Here is an 18,746-nt window from a genome sequence, read left to right as displayed (position 1 = left end):
GACAAGGAGGAACCGATGAAGATTGCATTTCTGGGATTGGGGATCATGGGGAGCCGGATGGCCGAGCGTCTGATTCGTGCCGGGTTCGAACTGACCGTCTGGAACCGAACACCCGGTAAAGCCGAAGGGCTGAAGAAGATGGGCGCCAAAGAGGCGACCTCACCGAAAGAAGCGGCGGCCGAGGCCGATGCGGCGATTACCATGCTGGCCGATCCGGCCTCGGTCGAACAGGTGCTCCTCAAAGGGGGTCTGCTGGAGGGATTGAAGAAAGGGAGCCTCTACATCGATATGACGACCGTCTCCCCGGAAACGTCCAGAAAGCTCGGCGCCGCATGCGCCGAGCGGGGCGTCGCCTTCCTCGACGCGCCGGTGACCGGGAGCAAGCCGGCGGCCGCTGCCGGCGAGCTCCTTCTGATGGTCGGCGGGGACGCGTCGGTTTTGGAACGCGCCCGGCCGGTCCTGCAGCCGATGTCGAAAAAGATCGTTCATATGGGAGCGATCGGGCAGGGATCGTTGATGAAGCTGGTCAACAACCTGTCGATGGCCGGGGCGATGGCGACATTTTTCGAAGGATTTACCCTGGGAAAACGGGGCGGCCTCTCCGGAGAAGCGATCCTGGAGGTCTTGACCTCCGGCGCTCTTGCTTCTCCCTTATTGCGACTGAAAGGAGAGGCGGTCCTGAAGGAAAACTTCGAGCCGCTCTTTTCGTTGAAGCACATGGCCAAGGATGTTCACCTGGCGGTGGAAGAATCGGAACGAAAGGAATTCGAGGCGCCGATTTCGCGCCTCCTGGACGGTCTCTTTCAAGAAGCACAGGGGAGGAATTTCGGAGAAGAAGACTACGCCGCGCTGATCAAGGTATTCGGCGTGAACGGAGAGAAGAAGTGAAAATTCTATAAAGGGCTATCCCGAGATGATGAGAAAAAGGCCGAAACAACCGTTCAAATCGATCCCGCTTAACACGGCGGATCATCGGATCGATCCTCCCGTAAAACCCTCGATCTCTTTAATTTTATTGCCGTACCACTAAAATTATGCTATATTTCTCCGCCTGTTCAAAGGAGAAGGATGTTCGCAATGCCGACACGCGCGCAGAAAACCGTTTCGACGAAGAAGGGGTCCGCGAAAGGGGCCTTGGAGCAAAAAACGCGAGAGCTCGGGGTGCTTCATCGGATCACAGAGCAGATCAGCTCGAACCTGGAACTCGAGGTCGTCCTTAAAGAAATCGTCGAAATGGTCGTCGAAATCACGCAGGCCGACGCCTGCCTTCTTTATCTCCTCGATGAAACCCAAAAGGAGCTGACCCTTCGCGCATCGAAAAATCCCCATCCGAAGCTGATCGGCCGGATCCGCTTGGAGCTGGGGGAGGGGATCACCGGCTGGGTGGCCAAAGAAAAAAAGATGGTCGCCATCGCCAAAGACGCGTCGGAGGATCCTCGTTTTGCGCTGTTCCATAATCTCCCCGAAGATCGCTACCACGCCTTCCTCTCGGTGCCGGTGATCAGCAAAGGGGAGATCATCGGCGTGATCAACATTCAACACAAAAAGCCTCACTATCATTCGGACGGGGAGATCGCCCTGTTGACCACGATCGGTCATCAGGTCGGCAGCGCGATCGAAAACGCGCGTCTCTATGAAGAGATGAAAAGAAAGGCGATGCAGATCGATACCCTCTCCCGGATGAGCACGATGATCGCCTCCAATCGATACCTTGAAGAGATTCTCAATTTGATCGTGACGATGACCGCGGGAATGATGAATTCGAAGATCTGCTCGATCATGCTCCTCGACGAGCCGAAAGGGGAGTTGAAGATCGTTGCGACGCAAAGCCTGAGCGAAGAGTATCGGCAAAAAGCGAACGTGAAGATCGGGGAGAGCGTCTCCGGCCGGGTGGTGAAGGAGCGCCGGCCGATCACGGTTCTCGATGTCACGGGCGATCCCCACTTCCGATTTCCGGAGTTGGCGAAAAAAGAAGGGCTTTTCTCTCTCCTGTCGGTCCCGATGATGATCAAAGATCGGGTGATCGGGGTGATCAACAGCTACACTTCCAAAGAGCACCACTTTACCCCGGAGGAGATCAACATCCTTCAGACGGTGGCCAATCAGGCGGCGGTCGCCATCGAGAATACGACCCTCGTCCAGCAGTCGTCCGCCATGCAAGAGGCGCTGGAGACCCGCAAAGCGGTGGAACGAGCGAAGGGGATCTTGATGAAGCAGGGGAAGATCTCGGAGGAGGAATCGTTCCGGCTGATTCAACGTCAAAGCATGAACACCCGGAAGACGATGCGGGAAATCGCCGAGGCAATTATCTTGGCATCAGAGATCAAGAAGGGATAATCGCCGGGCTTCCACTCCCCAATCCGCACCGATCAAATCCATCCGACGATATAATAAAACGTATTCTCCAAGAGACGCTGGAGCCAATTCCGGCGGGTCCATTCCGTGGCGCGGATCTCACGCGAGGACTTCAAATCGTCCCAAAACATCCCCTCCATTTTGTCGCCGAAAGTAGCGCCGAGGATCACCACGTTCACTTCAAGATTGTAGAAGAAGCTGAGCTGATCGATGTTGGACGAACCGACAGTGCTCCATCGCCCGTCGACGACCGCCGTCTTGGCATGCAAAACCGGTCCTTCCCACTCAAAAATACGGACCCCCCATTTCAGAAGCCGGCTATAGAGGGCGCGGGTGGCATAATCGATGATCCGGACATCGGACCGCTTGGGGACGAGGATCATCACCTCGACCCCCCTTCGACAGGCTTTCTTCAGTGCGGTCAAAAACCAATGCGGGGGGACGAAGTAAGAGTTGGTGATGCAGACTCTTTTTCTGGCGCGAAGGATCGCCCTGAGATAGGCCTTCTTGATCTGATTTCGTCCTCGAAGACCGTTCGATGCAACAATCGACACCCCCAGCCTTCCCGAGGAAGAGACTTCCGGATAGTAGGTTGTATCGGGTTTCAGGCGCCTTTTTTTGTTCTTAAACCAGGTCGTGAGAAAGATCTGTTGGAGTTTTAAAACCGCCGGCCCTTCCAGCTTCAAATGGGTGTCGCGCCACCCCCCGCCCCCTTCCGCAGGATCGGCGTATTCTTCTCCAATGTTGATCCCCCCGACGAAACCGCAGCGGCCGTCCACCACCAAGATTTTTCGATGATCGCGCCGCTTCAAGTTCCACTTTAGGTTCCACCCCCATTTCCATGGAGCAATCGGGTGATACTCGAAGAGTTCCACTCCCGCCTCTTCCATAAAACGGAAGAGCGCTGGGTCGGTGGTCAGTGAGCCGAGAGAGTCATAAATAAGTTGGACGTAGACCCCTTCCCGTGCTTTTTCGGAAAGGGCTTCCGCGAATCGCCATCCGACACGATCGCTCCGGAAGATGTAGGTCTCCAGATGGATCGTTTCCTCGGCCTCTTTGATTGCTTTGAGCATCTCCGGAAAGATTTCGGAACCGTCTTTGAGAATCCGAACGTTGTTCCCGGAAATCCAGGCGGGCCGCCTCGGTTTGAGGAAGGTCGATAATTTCTGCATGCTTTATTTTAACATAGTCAACATCCTCAATTTAAGCTTTCATTTCATAGTGATGAACCAAATCGACAAACCCATGCGACTATGTTAAGATACTTTTCAACGATGCAAAGGATGGAAGATGGACGCATTTCTTTTAGCGGGCGACCGCGGGGCAAGTCACCAGATCCTGGGAACGAATAAGGCCCTCCTGAAATTAGAGGGATACCCTCTCTTCATTCACGTTCTCAAGGCCTTGGATGAAGTGGCCGAAATCGATCGCATCTATCTCATCGGTCCCCAGAAAAAGATAATGGAAGAGATCGAACGGGCCCTGCCATATACCCTCTTCTCCAAAAAAATCGAAGTTCTTGAACAAAAGAACAGTCTCATCGAGAATATCCTGGCCGCCTACAGCCATTCCCTGCCGGGTTATCACGACGGCGTGGACATTCATCGGCTGAACCACGGCGATCCGCCCGGCCTCTTCCTCCCGGCCGATATTCCGCTGATCACACCCGCTGAAATTCGGGAATTCATCTCCAAAGCGGATATGGAAAAATCGGATTACTGCCTCGGCGTCACCCCGGAGGAGGCCCTGGCCCCCTTCTATCCGAAAGCAGACCAGCCCGGGATGAAGATGGCCTACGTCTACACACGCACCCAGGCGTATCGGCTGAATAATCTCCATCTGGCGCGGCCGCTTCGCATCGGAGCGGGACGGGACATTCAACAACTCTACGATCATCGCTACCAGAAATACCTCGGAAATCGAATCCGGATCATGCTTGAAATTTTAAAACGGCCGGGATGGCCGAGCGTCTTGAAATCTTACCTGTTGGCCCAAACGGCCGTTTTCCTCGCGCAGTCCAACCGGCCCGGACTGGCCGCTCTCTTCCGTCGGCCCCTTGCCCTCTCCAGGGTGGAGCGGGAAATGAGCCGCTTCCTGGAAACCCGCTTTAAAGTGGTCGAAACGAATATCGGCAGCGCGGCGCTGGATATCGACGATGAGGCGAGTTATCGAACCCTCTCCGCGCGCTTTCGAGAATGGCGTGAATTTCTCGCGAGGTTCAATCAGGGACAAGGGGGGGGGAGCGCTTGTCCGTTTCGAACGGAAGCATGCGGATGAGGAACTTCGTCATGCGGAGATCGACGCGGAAGAAAACCGCTGAAGGGAAACGCTCGAACGGACGGGGAAAGAGATGGATCGCGCCGCTGATCCTGGCGTTCGGTGTTTTGCTCTTTTCGGCCGAGGCCTATGCCTGGGGGGTCGGGATGCACATGATGCACGGATCGACCCTCCTGCAAAATCTTCAATGGCTGGCAGGATCGTTGGTTCCGGTCTTGCGGGCTTTCCCGCGGGATTTCTTATACGGCTGCGTCAGCGCCGATATCTTTATCGGCAAAGGTTCCAAATACCATGCCGATCATTGCCACAACTGGTCGACCGCCCGGCGGCTTCTCCAACAGGCGGACGATCCCCGCTTGCAGTCGTTCGCGTGCGGCTACATCGCGCACCTGGCCGCCGACATCATCGCCCACAACGTTTACGTCCCGAACCAGCTCTATCTGACCTCCTCCACCACGCGACTGGGCCATATTTATTGGGAGCTCCGCGCGGACGAATTCGCCGATCAAAAATATTGGAAGCAGGTCCTCGATATCCTCTCGGGGGCCAACGATCAGAGCGATCGTTTCGTCCAGGAGATCGTCAAAAAAGACCTGGTCTCATTCGACATGAAGAAAAAGCTCTTTACCCATGCCGTCAAGCTGTATGACTTGGGGAAACGCCAGCAGGCCGTCTCTCTGGTCTCGCGGAACTCGCGTTGGGATGTTCCTCAGCAATATGTCCAGTCGCTCAACCGGAAATGTCTCAACCTGATCGTCAATGTTTTGAACCATCCGGAAGACTCGATCTGTTACCGGTATGATCCGATCGGGAGTCAACGCCTGGCCGAGGCGAAGAGATTGCGTCAATTCTCAAAACGGATCCACCGCAAAGAGCCGACCGACTATATCTTCGATCCGCCCGCGGAGATCGAAAGCTTTTTTTGCTGTCACGCCCATTCCGATGAATCCGCCTCCGTCGGCGCCCTGCGTTCCGACTCCGTCGGTCATATTCATCTTAATAGAGAACCCCTTCATCCATCATAAAACATAAGACGAGGAGACATGGAGAATCGCAGAAAACAGAAGCGGGTTCCGCTCATGACGTTGGCCCGCATCACCCCGCACGGTCTTCAAAAAACGGTCGATGCGATGATTCGTGATGTTTCGATCCATGGAATGGGGGTTTACGTCAAAGGTCCTTACCAAAAGGGGGATCTGCTGCTCGTGAAAATATCAGTGAAGACCGAAGAAGGGAAGGCGATCAACGAATCGCTCTACGGTCAAGTGGTTTGGGCCACTGCACTTGAAGCGGCGGGTCAATATGCCATCGGGTTGGAGTTTCACGATATGGAAAAGAAAAACCCCGCCCTTTATGCTTACATCAAACGCTTGGAGAAACTCCAGAATTAACCTACGACAGAATGCTCAGGGGAAAACGCCGCGCGCCAGCTTGGCGCTGGCGATTTTACGGATGGCGAGCATCAGCGCCGCCATTCGCATATTGACCTTTTCTTCTTGAGCGAGGGTTAAGACCGCGTTGAAGGCGCTCGACATGATCTCCCGCAGCTTTTCGTTGATCTCTTTTTCCTTCCAGAAAAAGTTCTGAAGATCCTGTACCCATTCGAAGTAAGAGACCGTCACCCCGCCGGCATTGGCCAGGATATCGGGAATTAAAAAGATTCCTCGATCTTGAAGGATGAGATCGGCCGCGGGGGTCGTCGGCCCGTTCGCCGCCTCCGCCAAAATAGTGCATGAAATCCGCCCGGCGTTCTCCTCCGTGATCTGGCCCGAGAGGGCGGCCGGCACCAGGACATCGCAGGGGAGCTCCAGCAACGCGCGGTTCGTGATCGGCTCTCCGCCGGGAAATCCCTCGATAAACCGGCTGTGCGAGAGATATTGAAGCAGGGCCGGGATATCGAGCCCCTTCGAATTGTAAACACCGGAGCGGACATCGCTGACGGCAATGATCTGACACCCTTCTTGATGAAGGACCTTCGCGACGTTCGATCCGACATTCCCAAACCCCTGAACAACGATCTTTTTCCCTTCCGGTCTCGTTCCGAGATGATTAAACGCCTCCATGATGCAGTAGACCACGCCGCGGCCGGTCGCTTCGATTCGCCCGAGGGAGCCGCCGATGACGATCGGCTTGCCGGTGACGATTTCCGGGATGGAGTAGCCTTTGAACTGGCTGTAGGTATCCATCATCCAGGCCATCACCTGCTCGTTGGTGCCGACATCCGGGGCGGGGACATCCACATCCGGCCCGATGAACTGGATGATCTCCGCGGTATATCGCCGGGTCAGCCGCTGCAGCTCGTTTCGCGAAAAGGCGTTTGGATCGCAGCTGATTCCTCCCTTGGCGCCGCCGAAGGGAAGGCCCATCAAGGCGCATTTCCAGGTCATCCACATCGCCAGCGCACAGACCTCGCCGAGATTCACATCGGGATGGTATCGAATCCCTCCTTTGGAGGGACCGAGGGTATTGTCGTGATGGACCCGATAGCCGTGAAACACTTCGATGTGTGAGTCGTCCATTCGAATCGGAACGGAGACCATGATCGCCCGCTTCGGCACCACAAGACGCTTCCGGACGTTCGGATCCAGCTTAAGCTGGTCGGCCGCCTGGTCAAACTGCGTCACCGCCATCCGGTAAATGGGGGTCATATATTCCGGCTCATGCCGTTTTTCTTGTTCGATGTCCATCCTGCTTTGTCCCCGGATTGAGTGAGGGTCCGACCAACGCGGCGGGCCGACTTATTTTTGGTTCGAAAAAAAACGGGGAAGGTCGCGGATCGAGATCATGCCGATCAGATCTCGAATGGAGAGGATGCCGATGATCTCTCCTCTCTCGGTCACGGCCAGGTGCCGGACCCCCTTCGTCGCCATAATCTCGTTGGCCTCTTGAATCGTCCGGGAGAGGTCGATATCGAGAACCGGCGTATTCATGATCACCCCGACCGGGATTTTGGAGGCGCTCAGCCCGTAACCGATCACCTTTCGGACCAGATCGGTCTCGGTGATGATTCCGACGTACCGTTTCTCGTCGACGATCATCAACGAACCGATTTTCTTCTCATCCATTTTTCGCGCCGCTTCCTGGGCCGTCGCAAAGGAGTCAATCGTTTGAATATCGCGACGGACTAAAACGGTCAACGGTTTGACGATATCGGTCATGGCGTGCAGGGGGCTTTTCTTGTCGTTCGAGAAATACCGGACCAGGTCCCGGACGGAGATCATCCCGATGATCTTTCCACTTTCTGAGACGGCGAGATGCCGGATTCCGTTCAGATGCATCAAATGATTCGCTTCGATCGGCGTTTTTTCAACGTCGATGTCAAGCAGCGGCACGTGCATGACGGAGCGGGTCGGGGTCTCGGGGGAAACCTCCTTGGTCAGCCCTTTCCGGACCAGATCGCTCTCCGTAACGATGCCGATATATTGTCCCCCGTCTTCTACAAAAACGGAGCCGATTTTGTACCGTCGCATCATTTGGGCCGTCTCGACCAGGGTGGTCGTCGGACCCGTCTTTTTTATGTCGGAGTGAATCAGCTCCCTCAATGACATCTTGTCCTCCTTCAGGCAATCGTCCGGAATGATATCTAAATGTCCCTATTCTGTCAACCAAAGGACCTTAGCGCATAATCACTTGATTGGGAAGAGATTTCAGCGAGAAATGCCTCGTGTTTTCCAGTACCGACTTTATTGACACCCACCGAATCGTATGTTAGACTCAGCCGGAAATTTCTGCTGCTTTATCTATATCTTAAGGAATGATTCCGGGAGGCGCTGACATGGCGGAAACCGAGTTAACCCACTTTAATCAAGAAGGCCGGGCGCGAATGGTCGACGTTTCCGGAAAGGCCGACACCCATCGCACCGCGGTGGCGACCGGCATGGTTTATATGAAACCCGAAACCTTGGCCCGGATTCAAGCGGGACAAATTGCGAAGGGCGATGTCCTCGCCGTGGCCCAAGTGGCCGGCGTCATGGGGGCCAAGCGGACACCCGACCTGATCCCGATGTGCCATCCTCTTCTTCTCACCAATGTCGATATCCATTTTAAAATCCATCCAGCCGAAAATGGGGGCCCGGCCGCCGTCCAAATCAACGCCACCGTCAAAACCTCCGGCCAGACCGGTGTGGAGATGGAAGCGGTGACGGCCGTCTCGGTGACCGCGCTGACGATTTATGACATGTGCAAGGCGATCGATAAAGGGATCAGCTTCGGCCAGATCGGCCTTCTCTCCAAAAGCGGCGGCAAGTCAGGTACCTATACCCGTCCCGAGCCCTTCCCGAAATGATCCAGATCGAGCACCTGATAAAAGAATACGCCTCCGGACGAAAAGCAGTCGACGATATCAGCTTTCAAGTTCACTCAGGCGAAGTCTTCGGCTTCCTCGGCCCCAATGGGGCCGGAAAAACGACCACCATCAAAATCTTGACGACCCTTCTCCGACCCACCTCCGGAACGGTCCGGGTGGCCGGCCATGATGTCGTCGAAAATCCGCTGGCGGTTCGGATGTCCTTCGGGTATGTCGGTCAGCAAAGCGGCGTCGATCCGGCGATGACCGTCCGCGAAAATCTTCTTCTTCAAGGAAAACTCTACCACCTCCCCGCATCTCCTCTCCAGGAAAGGATGATCTTTTTGCTCGATCTGCTTGATATGAAAGGGACGATCGATCTCTGGGTGGGGGCCTTGTCGGGCGGGATGAAGCGGAAGTTGGATATCGCCACCGCGCTGATTCACGAGCCCAAACTCCTCTTCCTCGATGAGCCGACGTTGGGACTCGATCCACAAAGCCGATCCGACCTTTGGAATTATCTCCGCCGGCTGAACCGGGAACAGGGGGTCACCCTCTTTTTAACAACGCATTACCTTGACGAAGTCGATCAGCTGGCCCACCGGGTTGGGATTTTAAATCACGGAAGGGTCCAAACGATCGGAACCCCCGATCAGCTCAAAGACAGTCTCGGCGCGGACTGCGTTCACCTCACTTTCAAACAGCCCCTTTCCGAATCGGTCGTTGCCTCCTTTCGCCAAAAGGAATGGATCAAAGAAGTTATCCGCCAGGAAAACCAGCTTCGCCTCTACCTGGAGAACGGGAAAGGACTTCTTCCCCGTCTGCTCCAGTGTGTGGACGAACTCGGCTTGACGGCTGAAACCGTCGTTTTAACCCGTCCCACTTTCGATGATGTCTTTTTAAAATACACCGGCAAAAATTTCGCGGACGAAGACAAGAAAGAAAACGACTCCGCCGGATGGGGCTCCTGGGGGAAAAAATGGGACAACAATTCCGGCGAAAACGAGTGGGCGAAGAAATGGCAGAAGGAAGGGGAATCGGGGGAGTCGGGCAAAGAGTGGGGAAGCGAGTGGAAGAAGAAAAAAACCGGCTCGGAAAAAGAGTGGGGCAACCAATGGAAGCAGCCGGAACCGAAGGATCCCGCAGCCGATACCCCGGCGAAACCTGAAGAACCCTCCGAGAAAAAGTGGCCGCAAGGGGAGTGGCCCCAGGGCGAGTGGAAGAAGGATCAAGGATGGAACAAAAAATAGTTGTCGCCCCAACATCGACCCCGGTTCCGGCGTCAGGAATGCCGGTGAAATGGCTGGTGGCCGATACTGCAGCCCTCCTCAAAAAATATCTTCTGATGACATGGCGGATGCCGATCTGGACCTTCTTCGGACTGGTCCAGCCGCTTCTCTGGTTGATCATCTTCGGTCAATTGTTCAAGAACCTCTCGCGCCTTCCCGGCTTCCCAGAAGCCGATTACATCCAGTTCCTCGCACCGGGGGTGATCGTCATGACCGTGTTGTTCGGCTCTTCCTGGTCGGGGGTGAACCTGCTTCGAGACCTGACTTTTGGAATCATGGAAAAACTTCTGGTCGCCCCGATTTCCCGGACCGCCATTGTTTTGAGCCGTCTGTTGCATGCGGGGCTGACGGTCGTCATCCAGGTTTTTCTCTTGGTCGGCGTGGCCGCCCTGCTTGGGGCCGGCTTTCCCCGCGGAGCGGGTCTCTTCTGGATCTGGGTTGCCGTGCTTCTCCTTGCGATCGGCTTTTCCGCCGTCTCGAATGCGCTCGCGATGATCCTGAAAAAAGAAGAGCCGTTGGTCGTGATGGGAAACATGTTGACGCTCCCCCTCCTTTTCTTCTCCCCCGCGCTGGTGCCGACCGATTTCATGCCGGTCTGGATGCAGATGGTCAGCCGGATCAATCCGGCCACTTATGGAGTGGAAGCGGTCCGCGCCTCGTATCGGGGCGTTTTTGACGCCTCCTTTTTCATCAGCATGGCGGTGCTCGGCCTGTTTACATTCGTTTCAGTTATCTCAGCCGTTTCCATCTTTAGTCAGGATCGCTCTTAGAATTTTAATGAGGACAAAAGAACAAGCGACATCGTTTTTATTCCTCCGCCATGGAGCCACCGATTTTCCGGAGAATCGATATTATTGTGATTCGGTGGAAGATCCGGCGCTCAATCCGGTCGGCCTGAAACAGGCCGCCGGCTGGCCCGATCGGCTTCAAGGAAAATCGATTGCCGCGCTTTATGTCAGCCCCTCGCGCAGGACGCAAGAGACGGCCCGGCCGACCGCCGATCGGCTCGGGTTGAAGATTGAAACCACGGAGGGACTCCGAGAGCGGACCTTCGGATCGTGGGACGGGCTGACGAGCGAAGTCCTTCAACAACGCTTCCCGGAGGAGTGGTCGGCCTGGAAGAAAGACCCGCTCCATTTCACGCCGGCGGGAGGGGAGTCGCTCGTCGGTTTTGCCAAGCGGGTCGATGAAACGATTCAGACCCTATTAGCGCGCCATGCGGGCCAGACGATCCTCCTGGTGACGCACGTCGGACCGATCCGGATGATCGTCGCCGCCGCGCTCGGGATGGCCCTTGAAAATCAAAAACGGCTCGTGGTCGGTTCCTGCTCGTTAACACAGATTGATTATACGGCCAGTTGGCCCAACTTGGTCTTTTTTTCGCTCCGACCGGAGTGACTCGATGAGGAAAACCGTGAAGAAAAAAATAACCCGAAAAAAAACGGAGAAGAGTAAGGCAACGCCTTCTCGCAAAAAGAGTAAAGAAACCTTCGACCCGATGAAGGTGATGAGCATCAGCTCGGCCTACTGGCAGTCGAAGATCCTCCACACCGCCCAGCGATTGAACATCTTCACCCGGCTGAAGGATCGGTCGGCGTCGGCGTCGGAATTGGCGGCCGAGATACCGGCCGATCCACGCGGATTGGACATCCTCCTCATCGCGGCGACGTCGATGGGCCTGCTCGACCGGAAAAAGGAGAAGTACCGAAACACCCCTTTCGCGAAAACCTTCCTGGTCAGCGGAAGCCCCCGATACCAGGGGGGGATCGTTTCGATGTTCGACAGCTGGTACGGCGCCTGGGGCGATCTTGATCAGGCCGTCCGGACCGGCAAGCCGGTGGTCGACAAACCGCACGACCAGGGCCCGGAAGCGCTCCGGAGCTATATCTATGGAATGCACTACCGCGCCATCGCCCAAGGGGAGCTGCTGGCGCGCAAGATCGATTTTTCGGGAAGACGCCAGTTGATCGACATCGCCGGAGGGCCCGGCACCTTCTGCATGAAGTTCTGCGAGCGAAATCCGAAACTTTCCGCGACGGTCTTCGATCTTCCGCAGACGTTGGAAGTCACGCGCGAAATCGTCGGCTCATTCGGGATGCTCGACCGGGTTACCCTCAAACCGGGCAACTATCTTGAGGATTCTTTTGGAAAAGGATACGACGCCCTGCTCCTCTCCTCGATGTTCAATCAGGAGTCCCCTCAAGTGATCAAAGAGATCTTCCGAAAAGCCTATGAAGCGCTCGATCCAAAGGGGATGATCCTCATCCAAGATCAGATGCTTAATCGGGATAAGACAGGTCCGATGCTGTCGGCGCTGATCGGGGTCAACCAGCTGGTCCATACGCCGGGAGGCGCGGCCTACTCGGAGAAAGAACTCGCCGATTGGATGAAGGGGGTCGGATTCAGGAAGATCAAACCGGTTCCCCTTCCTTCCCCGAGTCCCTTCACCGTTTTAGTCGGAGAGAAACCATCACGCCAGGAGTAACGGTTATGATTCGAAAAACAATCTATATTGTATTGTCCCTTTACATCATCCTGGGGGGCCTTCGCGTCGCCTCTGCGGAAGAGGCGCCCGCTTCTTCCAATGCCTTGGACGGAACCGAGATCATCAAGAAATCGAGAGAATTGATTTACCAAATCGGAGACCAAAAGAACAAGGTGATCCTTCACCTGATCGAGAAAGACGGAACCAAGAAAAAGATTGAGGCCAGCCGCTATTGGAAGAACTATCGGGCAAAGGAAGGTTTGGACAGCAAGATGCTCCTGGTGACCGATTTTCCTCCCGACTCGCGCGGAATCTCTTTCCTCATCTGGGATTACTCCCAGGAGAACAAGACCGACGATCTCTGGCTTTATCTGCCGGCCCTACGGATGGTCCGGCGGATCTCCGCGCAAGATCAGAATGACGCCTTCCTCGGGTCCGACTTGACCTTCGGGGACATGGGACAGCGCCGGCTCGACGAAGACGAGCATAAGCTATTGCGGGAAGAGGGTTATCTCGGCACCCAGACCTACGTCGTCGAGAGCGTTCCGAAGGAGAAAACGAGCATTTACAGCAAAAAGATCTCCTGGATCTCTAAGGACAACTGGACGGTCTTGAAAATAGACTACTACGATCGCAATTCAAAACTCCTCAAAAGACAAACGATCGAATGGCAGTCGCTCGACAACTTTAGTGTTTGGAAAAAAACGGAAGTGACCAACGTTCAGAACGGCCATCGAACCATCTTTGAGGTCAGTGATCTCAAGGTCAATGGGGGACTTGAGGATGAAGATTTTACCGAACGTACACTAAAGACCGGCATACGGAAATAAGGTTCACTCTGTCCTTCATTATGAAGAGCCTCCCGGCGCGGTTAAAAAATCACCGCACGCCGGGAGGTTCACTCTCTCCAGGGCTTTTATCTTCAGGATGTGATCTTCTGCACCGATATCCTCTGCCTTGATTCTCTTGTGTTTAGGTGATTTAGGCAGGCTGACATGATCAAACCAAAGGATACGAAAATGATGAAACGCTATGTTGAGAAAATCGTCGGCCATCCTTACCTGGTCATTTTCTCCGTTCTTCTCATTACCCTTTTCTTCTTCACTCAATTTCGAAACCTTCAGATGATGTTCGATCCAAAATCGATCCTTCCTCAGAATCACCCTTACGTTCAGCTGAATAATAAGATTGAAGAGGCGTTCGGCGGCAGCCGGGTGGTGGTGATCGGTATCCATAACAAGAAGGGGGATATCTTTAATACGGCGACCCTCTCGAAGGTGAAGGGAATCACGGACGATGTAAAGAAGATCGCCGGGATTAAGGAAGAGAATGTCGTCAGCGTTGCAGACCGAAAAATCAAATATGTGGTCGGAACCGAAGATCAGATTGAGATCACTCAACTCATGAATGGAGAGGTCCCGACGACACCGGAGGGTCTTTCCGAGCTAAAGAAAAGGGTTTACTCAAACGATCTTTTCCTCAACAGCCTGGTCTCGAAAGATGGGACGGCCGCTGCGGTGATCGTCGACTTTGGCCCCATCGTCCCTGGAGAGTGGGAAGGGGAGGGAGGCGCCGCAGGGGCAGCGTCCGGAGGAGAAAACTGGCAGCAATGGCAAAAAGGGGAAGGGACCGTCTCGACAGGAGAGCCGAAGCGATCGCAAGCCGCTCCCCAGCAAACAGCAGAGAAAGAAGAAGGGTGGAAGAAGTGGCAGGGGAGTGAATCAAATTCAGCCTGCGGCGCATGGCAGAAGAGTGAGCCGGGAAAGTGGCTGGCCGACTCATTAATCCATTGCCAACTTCAGGACATTACCGCAAAATACAGCGATGCCGACCACCAGATCTATCTCGGCGGGATGCCGATTGTTCTCTCCTATTTCGAGGCCGATTCTTTCAGGATGCTCGCGGTTCTCTTTCCGATCGCCATTTTGATCATCGGCATTCTTCACTATATCGCCTTTCGAACCTGGCAGGGTTTGTTTATTCCACTCGTCACTTCTTTGCTGGCGGTTGCCTGGGCAATGGGGATGATGGGCCTGACCCGCACCCCCCTCGACCCGTGGAATGCGATGACCCCGATCCTTATTTTAGCGATTGCGGCGGGCCATTCGGTCCAAATCTTAAAGCGTTACTATGAGGAATATGAACGGCTCGGCGATTCGAAACAGGCGGTGATCGAATCGACGACGCAGGTTGGATTGGCGATGGTGACCGCCGGCGTGATCGCCTCGGCCAGCTTTGCATCGTTGATTACGTTCAAGCTAAAGACATTCCAATCGTTTGGGTTGTTCACTGCTTTCGGCATTTTGAGCGCCCTCGTTTTAGAATTGACTTTTATCCCGGCCATTCGTTCCGTGCTCCGTCCGTCCCATAAAAAGCGGGTCGCCAGAGGACCCGATCTACTCGATCGGTTTTTGAGCAGTCTTGCTTCGCAAGTGACCGGAAGCGGACGGACGATCATCCTGACCGGCGCGGCCCTCTTTTTTGTCATTTCGGTGATCGGAACGCTCCGGGTTCAGGTGAGCAACAGCAACCGTTCTCAATTTTTCGAATCGACCCTCCTTCGACAAGATGAGCGAGCCCTTAACGAAAAATTCGCGGGAACCTCGACCTTCTATATTCTTCTAGAAGCGCAAAAAGAAAATGCCCTCAAGAACCCAAACGTGGCCCAGGCCGTGGACCGACTCCAGCGCCGTCTGGAAAGCTTGCCGGAGGTGGGGAAAACCGAATCGTATGTCGACTACCTGAAACAGATGAACCAAACGTTAAACGGCGGCGATCCGGCCTTTAATAAAGTCCCGGATGCACAAGATCAGATCGCTCAATTCCTATTTCTTTATTCCGTCTCGGGAAATCCGGCCGATTTTTCCCGATTGATGCGCCCGCAACAGGAAGAAGCGGTGATCTGGGTTTTTCTGAAAAGCGACGATACCCGTTTGGCGGAAGAGTTGATTCAGATCGTCGAACAGGCGGGTGACGCTGATTTTACCCCTCATCAAGTCTCTTTAGGGGTGGCAGGAAGCTCTCCCGTTGTGGTCGCCCTCAACGAAGAGATGATCCGAGGAAAGGCCTTGAATATCATCCAAATAGCCGCGATTACTTTTTTAATGACCGCGCTGGTACGACGATCGCTCTTAGGCGGCTTCTTTGTTATTATTCCGCTCGCCCTCTCGGTATTAATTAATTTTGGTATAATGGGACTCAGTGGGATCACACTCGGGATTGGGACCGCGGCGATTACCGCCATGGCGGTCGGTATCGGCGCGGATTATGAAATTTATCTCATTTTTCGCCTCAGGGAGGAGTTTAAGAAAAGCAAAAACATCGAAGAGGCGATCCGGACCACTTTGCAAACATCCGGGAAGGCGATTATTTTTGTTGCCATCGCGGTATCAGCCGGATATGGGCTTCTTGCTTTTACCGGGTTTTACCTTCATATGGAAGGAATTTTGGTGCCTCTGGCAATGTTGACCAGCAGCCTTGGCGCACTGACCATCCTTCCTGCTTTGGTCATCATTTTTAAGCCGAAATTTGTTTTCGACGGTCAGGAGGTGCCGCTCGCGCTAAAACCGACCGTCAAGTAAAAAAACCGATTCGGCTCCTTTATTTTGGGAGACGTGTAGAGTGAAAGGCAGATGGTTTTGGATTCTCATCATCGCAGCAAGCCTCACTCTTCCTCCGCATCCCAGCTTCGGCCAAGAATCCCGTTTAAGCATCGCCTATACAACTGGCGTTTATCAACCTTCTCTTAAATCCTTAAATAAAATCCTCGGCGATCCTCATCTTGCAATTCTTCAAGATCCTAACTATCTCCTTCCCCGCAACAGACTTCTACCCGCCGAAGTTCGAAACATCGTCGCCCCTGAAATAACCGGAAAAACCAACTACGGCGCAGAGATTCAGTGGGAAGCGACCGACAAGTTTTCATTGGTCGCAACCCTCTCGCTCTGGCAGGGTGAATCGACGGCGGAAGATGTCATTACTACTTTTCTTCGGCAGGATCTTCCTCCCGTTTCGGCGCCTAGAACAGCCGCCTATAATCTTTCCGTCACTCAGATCTGGCTTGGCTGGAAATATAACCTCTATCAAGACCCCGATCATGGGCGCTTTTTCATCAATGTCGGATTGATCGGAATCTCGATCGCCAATCTGATGATCGATTCTGTCGTACGGGTGAATAGCCCCGATCTTAATTTCGCATCGGTCAGTTCCACCGAGGCGGAGGGGATTGCATTTACTTCAAGGATCGGCATCGGGGGGGAATACTTTATTACGTCGTGGCTTTCTTTCGGCGTGAACGCGAATTATGTCATTGGAAGCAGCGCGAAAGTTAAAGTAAAGAAACATTTCCGTTCAAGTTTCTTCGACATTCCTCCCCCGCCACCCGAAACAACCAACCTGCAGAATGTTCCACCTGTCCCCGAAAACGGAGAAACGTTACGCTGGGCTCGCATTGAAACCCAAAACATCAGCGATTTTTGTGATCCTCCGGCAACCACTGAAGGCGGGAACATCGATCCGGATACCTGTTCTCAGCATGGTAGAGGGAATCCAGCGGGTCGACCGCTCGAATTGGAGCTAAACGGTTTTCAAGTTACCGGCATGCTTCGATTCTACTTCTAAAACCTTCCGACAACACTGTAATATGGCCTAAAATTCTTAGTCGAAAACATTGACATACTACTCTTATATGGTATATTAAGTTCAGGTTGAGGGTAAGAAATCGGGAAATAAATCAAGATCGATCTTCAAACCCGGTTTTTTTTGATCGCTAATGATAAAGTTAGCCTATGAATGGTTACGGATATTCAAAGTGCAGAGAGCAAAATAATAGTCAATAAACCGTCTTTGTTATAAGTAAACAGGTGAATATGTTATGGTGGGAAATGCCTTCTTCAGACAAAAGTGTTGTACTTTTTCTGTTGACACGTGATCCCCATTCTCTATAAACTTGACCCGAGTTGCGTGTACATAATTCCCACCAAACTTTATATATTTAAGGAGGTCTGATGAATCCCCTTGTTGACAGCTATAAGAGGACGGTTTCTTACATGCGAGTTTCCATCACCGATCGCTGCAACCTTAGGTGTGTTTACTGTATGCCGGAGGAGGGGCTGGAATGGACTCCGACAGACGAAATACTGACTTATGATGAACTCACACGAATTATCACCGTCGCTGCAAAAAGGGGACTTCGGAAGGTGCGTATCACCGGAGGTGAGCCGCTTGTGAGAAAGGGCGTCGTTGGATTTGTAGAACAGTTAAGTCGTGTTCCGGGGTTAAAAGAATTGGCGTTAACCACGAATGGAGTCTTCCTTAAGGAACTTTCAGCCGACTTATATAAAGCAGGATTAAGAAGAATTAACATCAGTCTTGATTCGCTTAACCCAAAAACCTTTGCTCAGGTCGTTCGCAGAGACATCTTCCCGAAAGTCTGGGAAGGGATCGAAGAGGCGGAGCGCGTCGGGTTCGAGCCGATTAAAATCAACTGTGTTCTTCAGCAGGGGGTGAATGACCACGAAGTCATGGATTTTGTTCGACTCACGTTGCGAAAACCTTACCACATTCGTTTCATCGAATATATGCCTTGCGCAAATTGGGACACTTGGGTAAAAACGTACAAGCCGTTTTCTGCAGTGGTTGATGAAGTTGAAACACAATTCGGAAAATTGGTTCCTGTTGGCGGTTCCAATGAAAATGACAATGGGCCAGCTGAGAATTTTAGGATTCCCGGCGCTCCGGGCGTGGTCGGCTTTATCCATGCCGTGAGCCATGACTTCTGCGATACCTGCAATCGCGTTCGATTGACAGCAGATGGGAAAATTCGGCCCTGTCTCTTTTCTGAAATTGCCGTCGATTTTCGTGATGCTCTTCGAAACGGTTGCAGCGATGAAGAAATAGAAGGACTCCTCGACCAGGTCCTCTATGTAAAGCCAGAGTATCATGAGCTGGACATGCTTCCGGAAGAGAAAAAACTGACCACGATGGTCAACTTAGGCGGCTGATTCCGTCCCAGTTGCTTCGTTAGTTAATTTTCGGAAGCATTCTCCTGCAATTT

The 18,746-nt window shown here is 53.5% G+C and carries 17 protein-coding genes; 14 read left to right on the top strand and 3 right to left on the bottom strand.

Translation table 11 applies throughout. The features are described from left to right. The first annotated feature begins 15 nt into the window (after positions 1-15). Positions 16-888, top strand: a complete 873-nt coding sequence (locus MNODULE_RS17360; RefSeq protein ID WP_168062185.1) for an NAD(P)-dependent oxidoreductase — start codon at positions 16-18, stop codon at positions 886-888. Positions 889-1,077: 189 nt separating this feature from the next. Continuing rightward, positions 1,078-2,337 (top strand): GAF and ANTAR domain-containing protein, encoded by a 1,260-nt coding sequence (locus tag MNODULE_RS17355; protein ID WP_168062183.1) that lies wholly within the window; start codon positions 1,078-1,080, stop codon positions 2,335-2,337. A 32-nt stretch (positions 2,338-2,369) separates the two neighbouring features. Here MNODULE_RS17355 and cls read toward each other — a convergent pair whose 3' ends face one another. Next, complete coding sequence (cls, locus tag MNODULE_RS17350) at positions 2,370-3,527, bottom strand: cardiolipin synthase (RefSeq protein ID WP_168062181.1); 1,158 nt, start codon at positions 3,525-3,527, stop codon at positions 2,370-2,372. Positions 3,528-3,645: 118 nt separating this feature from the next. Here cls and MNODULE_RS17345 point away from each other — a divergent pair, with 118 nt between their 5' ends. Genes MNODULE_RS17345 through MNODULE_RS17335 form a run of 3 tightly spaced genes read left to right on the top strand, consistent with a single transcriptional unit; the run spans position 3,646 to position 6,023 of the window. After that, the gene (locus MNODULE_RS17345; protein ID WP_168062179.1) at positions 3,646-4,632 is read left to right on the top strand and encodes a nucleotidyltransferase family protein; all 987 of its coding nucleotides are present in this window, start codon (positions 3,646-3,648) and stop codon (positions 4,630-4,632) included. 11 nt (positions 4,633-4,643) lie between these two features. Next, complete coding sequence (locus tag MNODULE_RS17340) at positions 4,644-5,657, top strand: zinc dependent phospholipase C family protein (protein WP_168062176.1); 1,014 nt, start codon at positions 4,644-4,646, stop codon at positions 5,655-5,657. An 18-nt stretch (positions 5,658-5,675) separates the two neighbouring features. Next, the gene (locus MNODULE_RS17335) at positions 5,676-6,023 is read left to right on the top strand and encodes a PilZ domain-containing protein (protein WP_168062174.1); all 348 of its coding nucleotides are present in this window, start codon (positions 5,676-5,678) and stop codon (positions 6,021-6,023) included. 15 nt (positions 6,024-6,038) lie between these two features. Here MNODULE_RS17335 and MNODULE_RS17330 read toward each other — a convergent pair whose 3' ends face one another. Together MNODULE_RS17330 and MNODULE_RS17325 are read right to left on the bottom strand one after the other, a co-directional pair. Next, on the bottom strand, positions 6,039-7,319 hold the full coding sequence (locus tag MNODULE_RS17330) for a Glu/Leu/Phe/Val family dehydrogenase (RefSeq protein WP_238339609.1): 1,281 nt from the start codon (positions 7,317-7,319) through the stop codon (positions 6,039-6,041). A 51-nt stretch (positions 7,320-7,370) separates the two neighbouring features. Continuing rightward, the gene (locus MNODULE_RS17325; RefSeq protein ID WP_168062172.1) at positions 7,371-8,180 is read right to left on the bottom strand and encodes a CBS domain-containing protein; all 810 of its coding nucleotides are present in this window, start codon (positions 8,178-8,180) and stop codon (positions 7,371-7,373) included. A gap of 227 nt (positions 8,181-8,407) precedes the next feature. On the opposite strand from MNODULE_RS17325, the gene moaC reads away from it, so the two are divergent. From moaC to moaA, 9 genes are all read left to right on the top strand, one after another. Then, a complete protein-coding gene (gene moaC, locus MNODULE_RS17320) occupies positions 8,408-8,917 on the top strand; it encodes a cyclic pyranopterin monophosphate synthase MoaC (protein WP_168062170.1) in 510 nt (169 codons plus the stop codon). Continuing rightward, positions 8,914-10,167: an ATP-binding cassette domain-containing protein gene (locus MNODULE_RS17315; protein WP_168062167.1), complete on the top strand. Its 1,254-nt coding sequence runs from the start codon at positions 8,914-8,916 to the stop codon at positions 10,165-10,167. Before moaC ends, MNODULE_RS17315 begins: the two co-directional genes overlap by 4 nt. Next, positions 10,152-10,976: an ABC transporter permease gene (locus MNODULE_RS17310; protein WP_168062165.1), complete on the top strand. Its 825-nt coding sequence runs from the start codon at positions 10,152-10,154 to the stop codon at positions 10,974-10,976. Before MNODULE_RS17315 ends, MNODULE_RS17310 begins: the two co-directional genes overlap by 16 nt. A gap of 7 nt (positions 10,977-10,983) precedes the next feature. Further along, positions 10,984-11,604: a histidine phosphatase family protein gene (locus MNODULE_RS17305; RefSeq protein ID WP_168062162.1), complete on the top strand. Its 621-nt coding sequence runs from the start codon at positions 10,984-10,986 to the stop codon at positions 11,602-11,604. Between the two features lie 16 nt (positions 11,605-11,620). Then, entirely contained in the window at positions 11,621-12,691 is a 1,071-nt protein-coding gene (locus MNODULE_RS17300; protein ID WP_168062160.1) for a methyltransferase, read from the top strand. A gap of 5 nt (positions 12,692-12,696) precedes the next feature. Continuing rightward, positions 12,697-13,521 carry an outer membrane lipoprotein-sorting protein gene (locus MNODULE_RS17295; protein ID WP_168062158.1) on the top strand — a complete coding sequence of 275 codons (825 nt, stop codon included), beginning with the start codon at positions 12,697-12,699 and terminating at the stop codon, positions 13,519-13,521. Between the two features lie 189 nt (positions 13,522-13,710). After that, positions 13,711-16,272, top strand: coding sequence for an efflux RND transporter permease subunit (locus MNODULE_RS17290; protein WP_168062155.1), 2,562 nt, complete (start codon positions 13,711-13,713; stop codon positions 16,270-16,272). Between the two features lie 40 nt (positions 16,273-16,312). Beyond that, a complete protein-coding gene (locus MNODULE_RS17285; RefSeq protein WP_168062153.1) occupies positions 16,313-17,311 on the top strand; it encodes a hypothetical protein in 999 nt (332 codons plus the stop codon). Between the two features lie 386 nt (positions 17,312-17,697). Then, complete coding sequence (moaA, locus tag MNODULE_RS17280) at positions 17,698-18,693, top strand: GTP 3',8-cyclase MoaA (RefSeq protein WP_168062151.1); 996 nt, start codon at positions 17,698-17,700, stop codon at positions 18,691-18,693. The last annotated feature ends 53 nt before the right edge of the window (positions 18,694-18,746 follow it).

Source organism: Candidatus Manganitrophus noduliformans (assembly GCF_012184425.1).
GTDB classification, from domain to species: Bacteria; Nitrospirota; Nitrospiria; order SBBL01; family Manganitrophaceae; genus Manganitrophus; species Manganitrophus noduliformans.
This window is presented reverse-complemented; position numbering and strand designations above follow the sequence as displayed.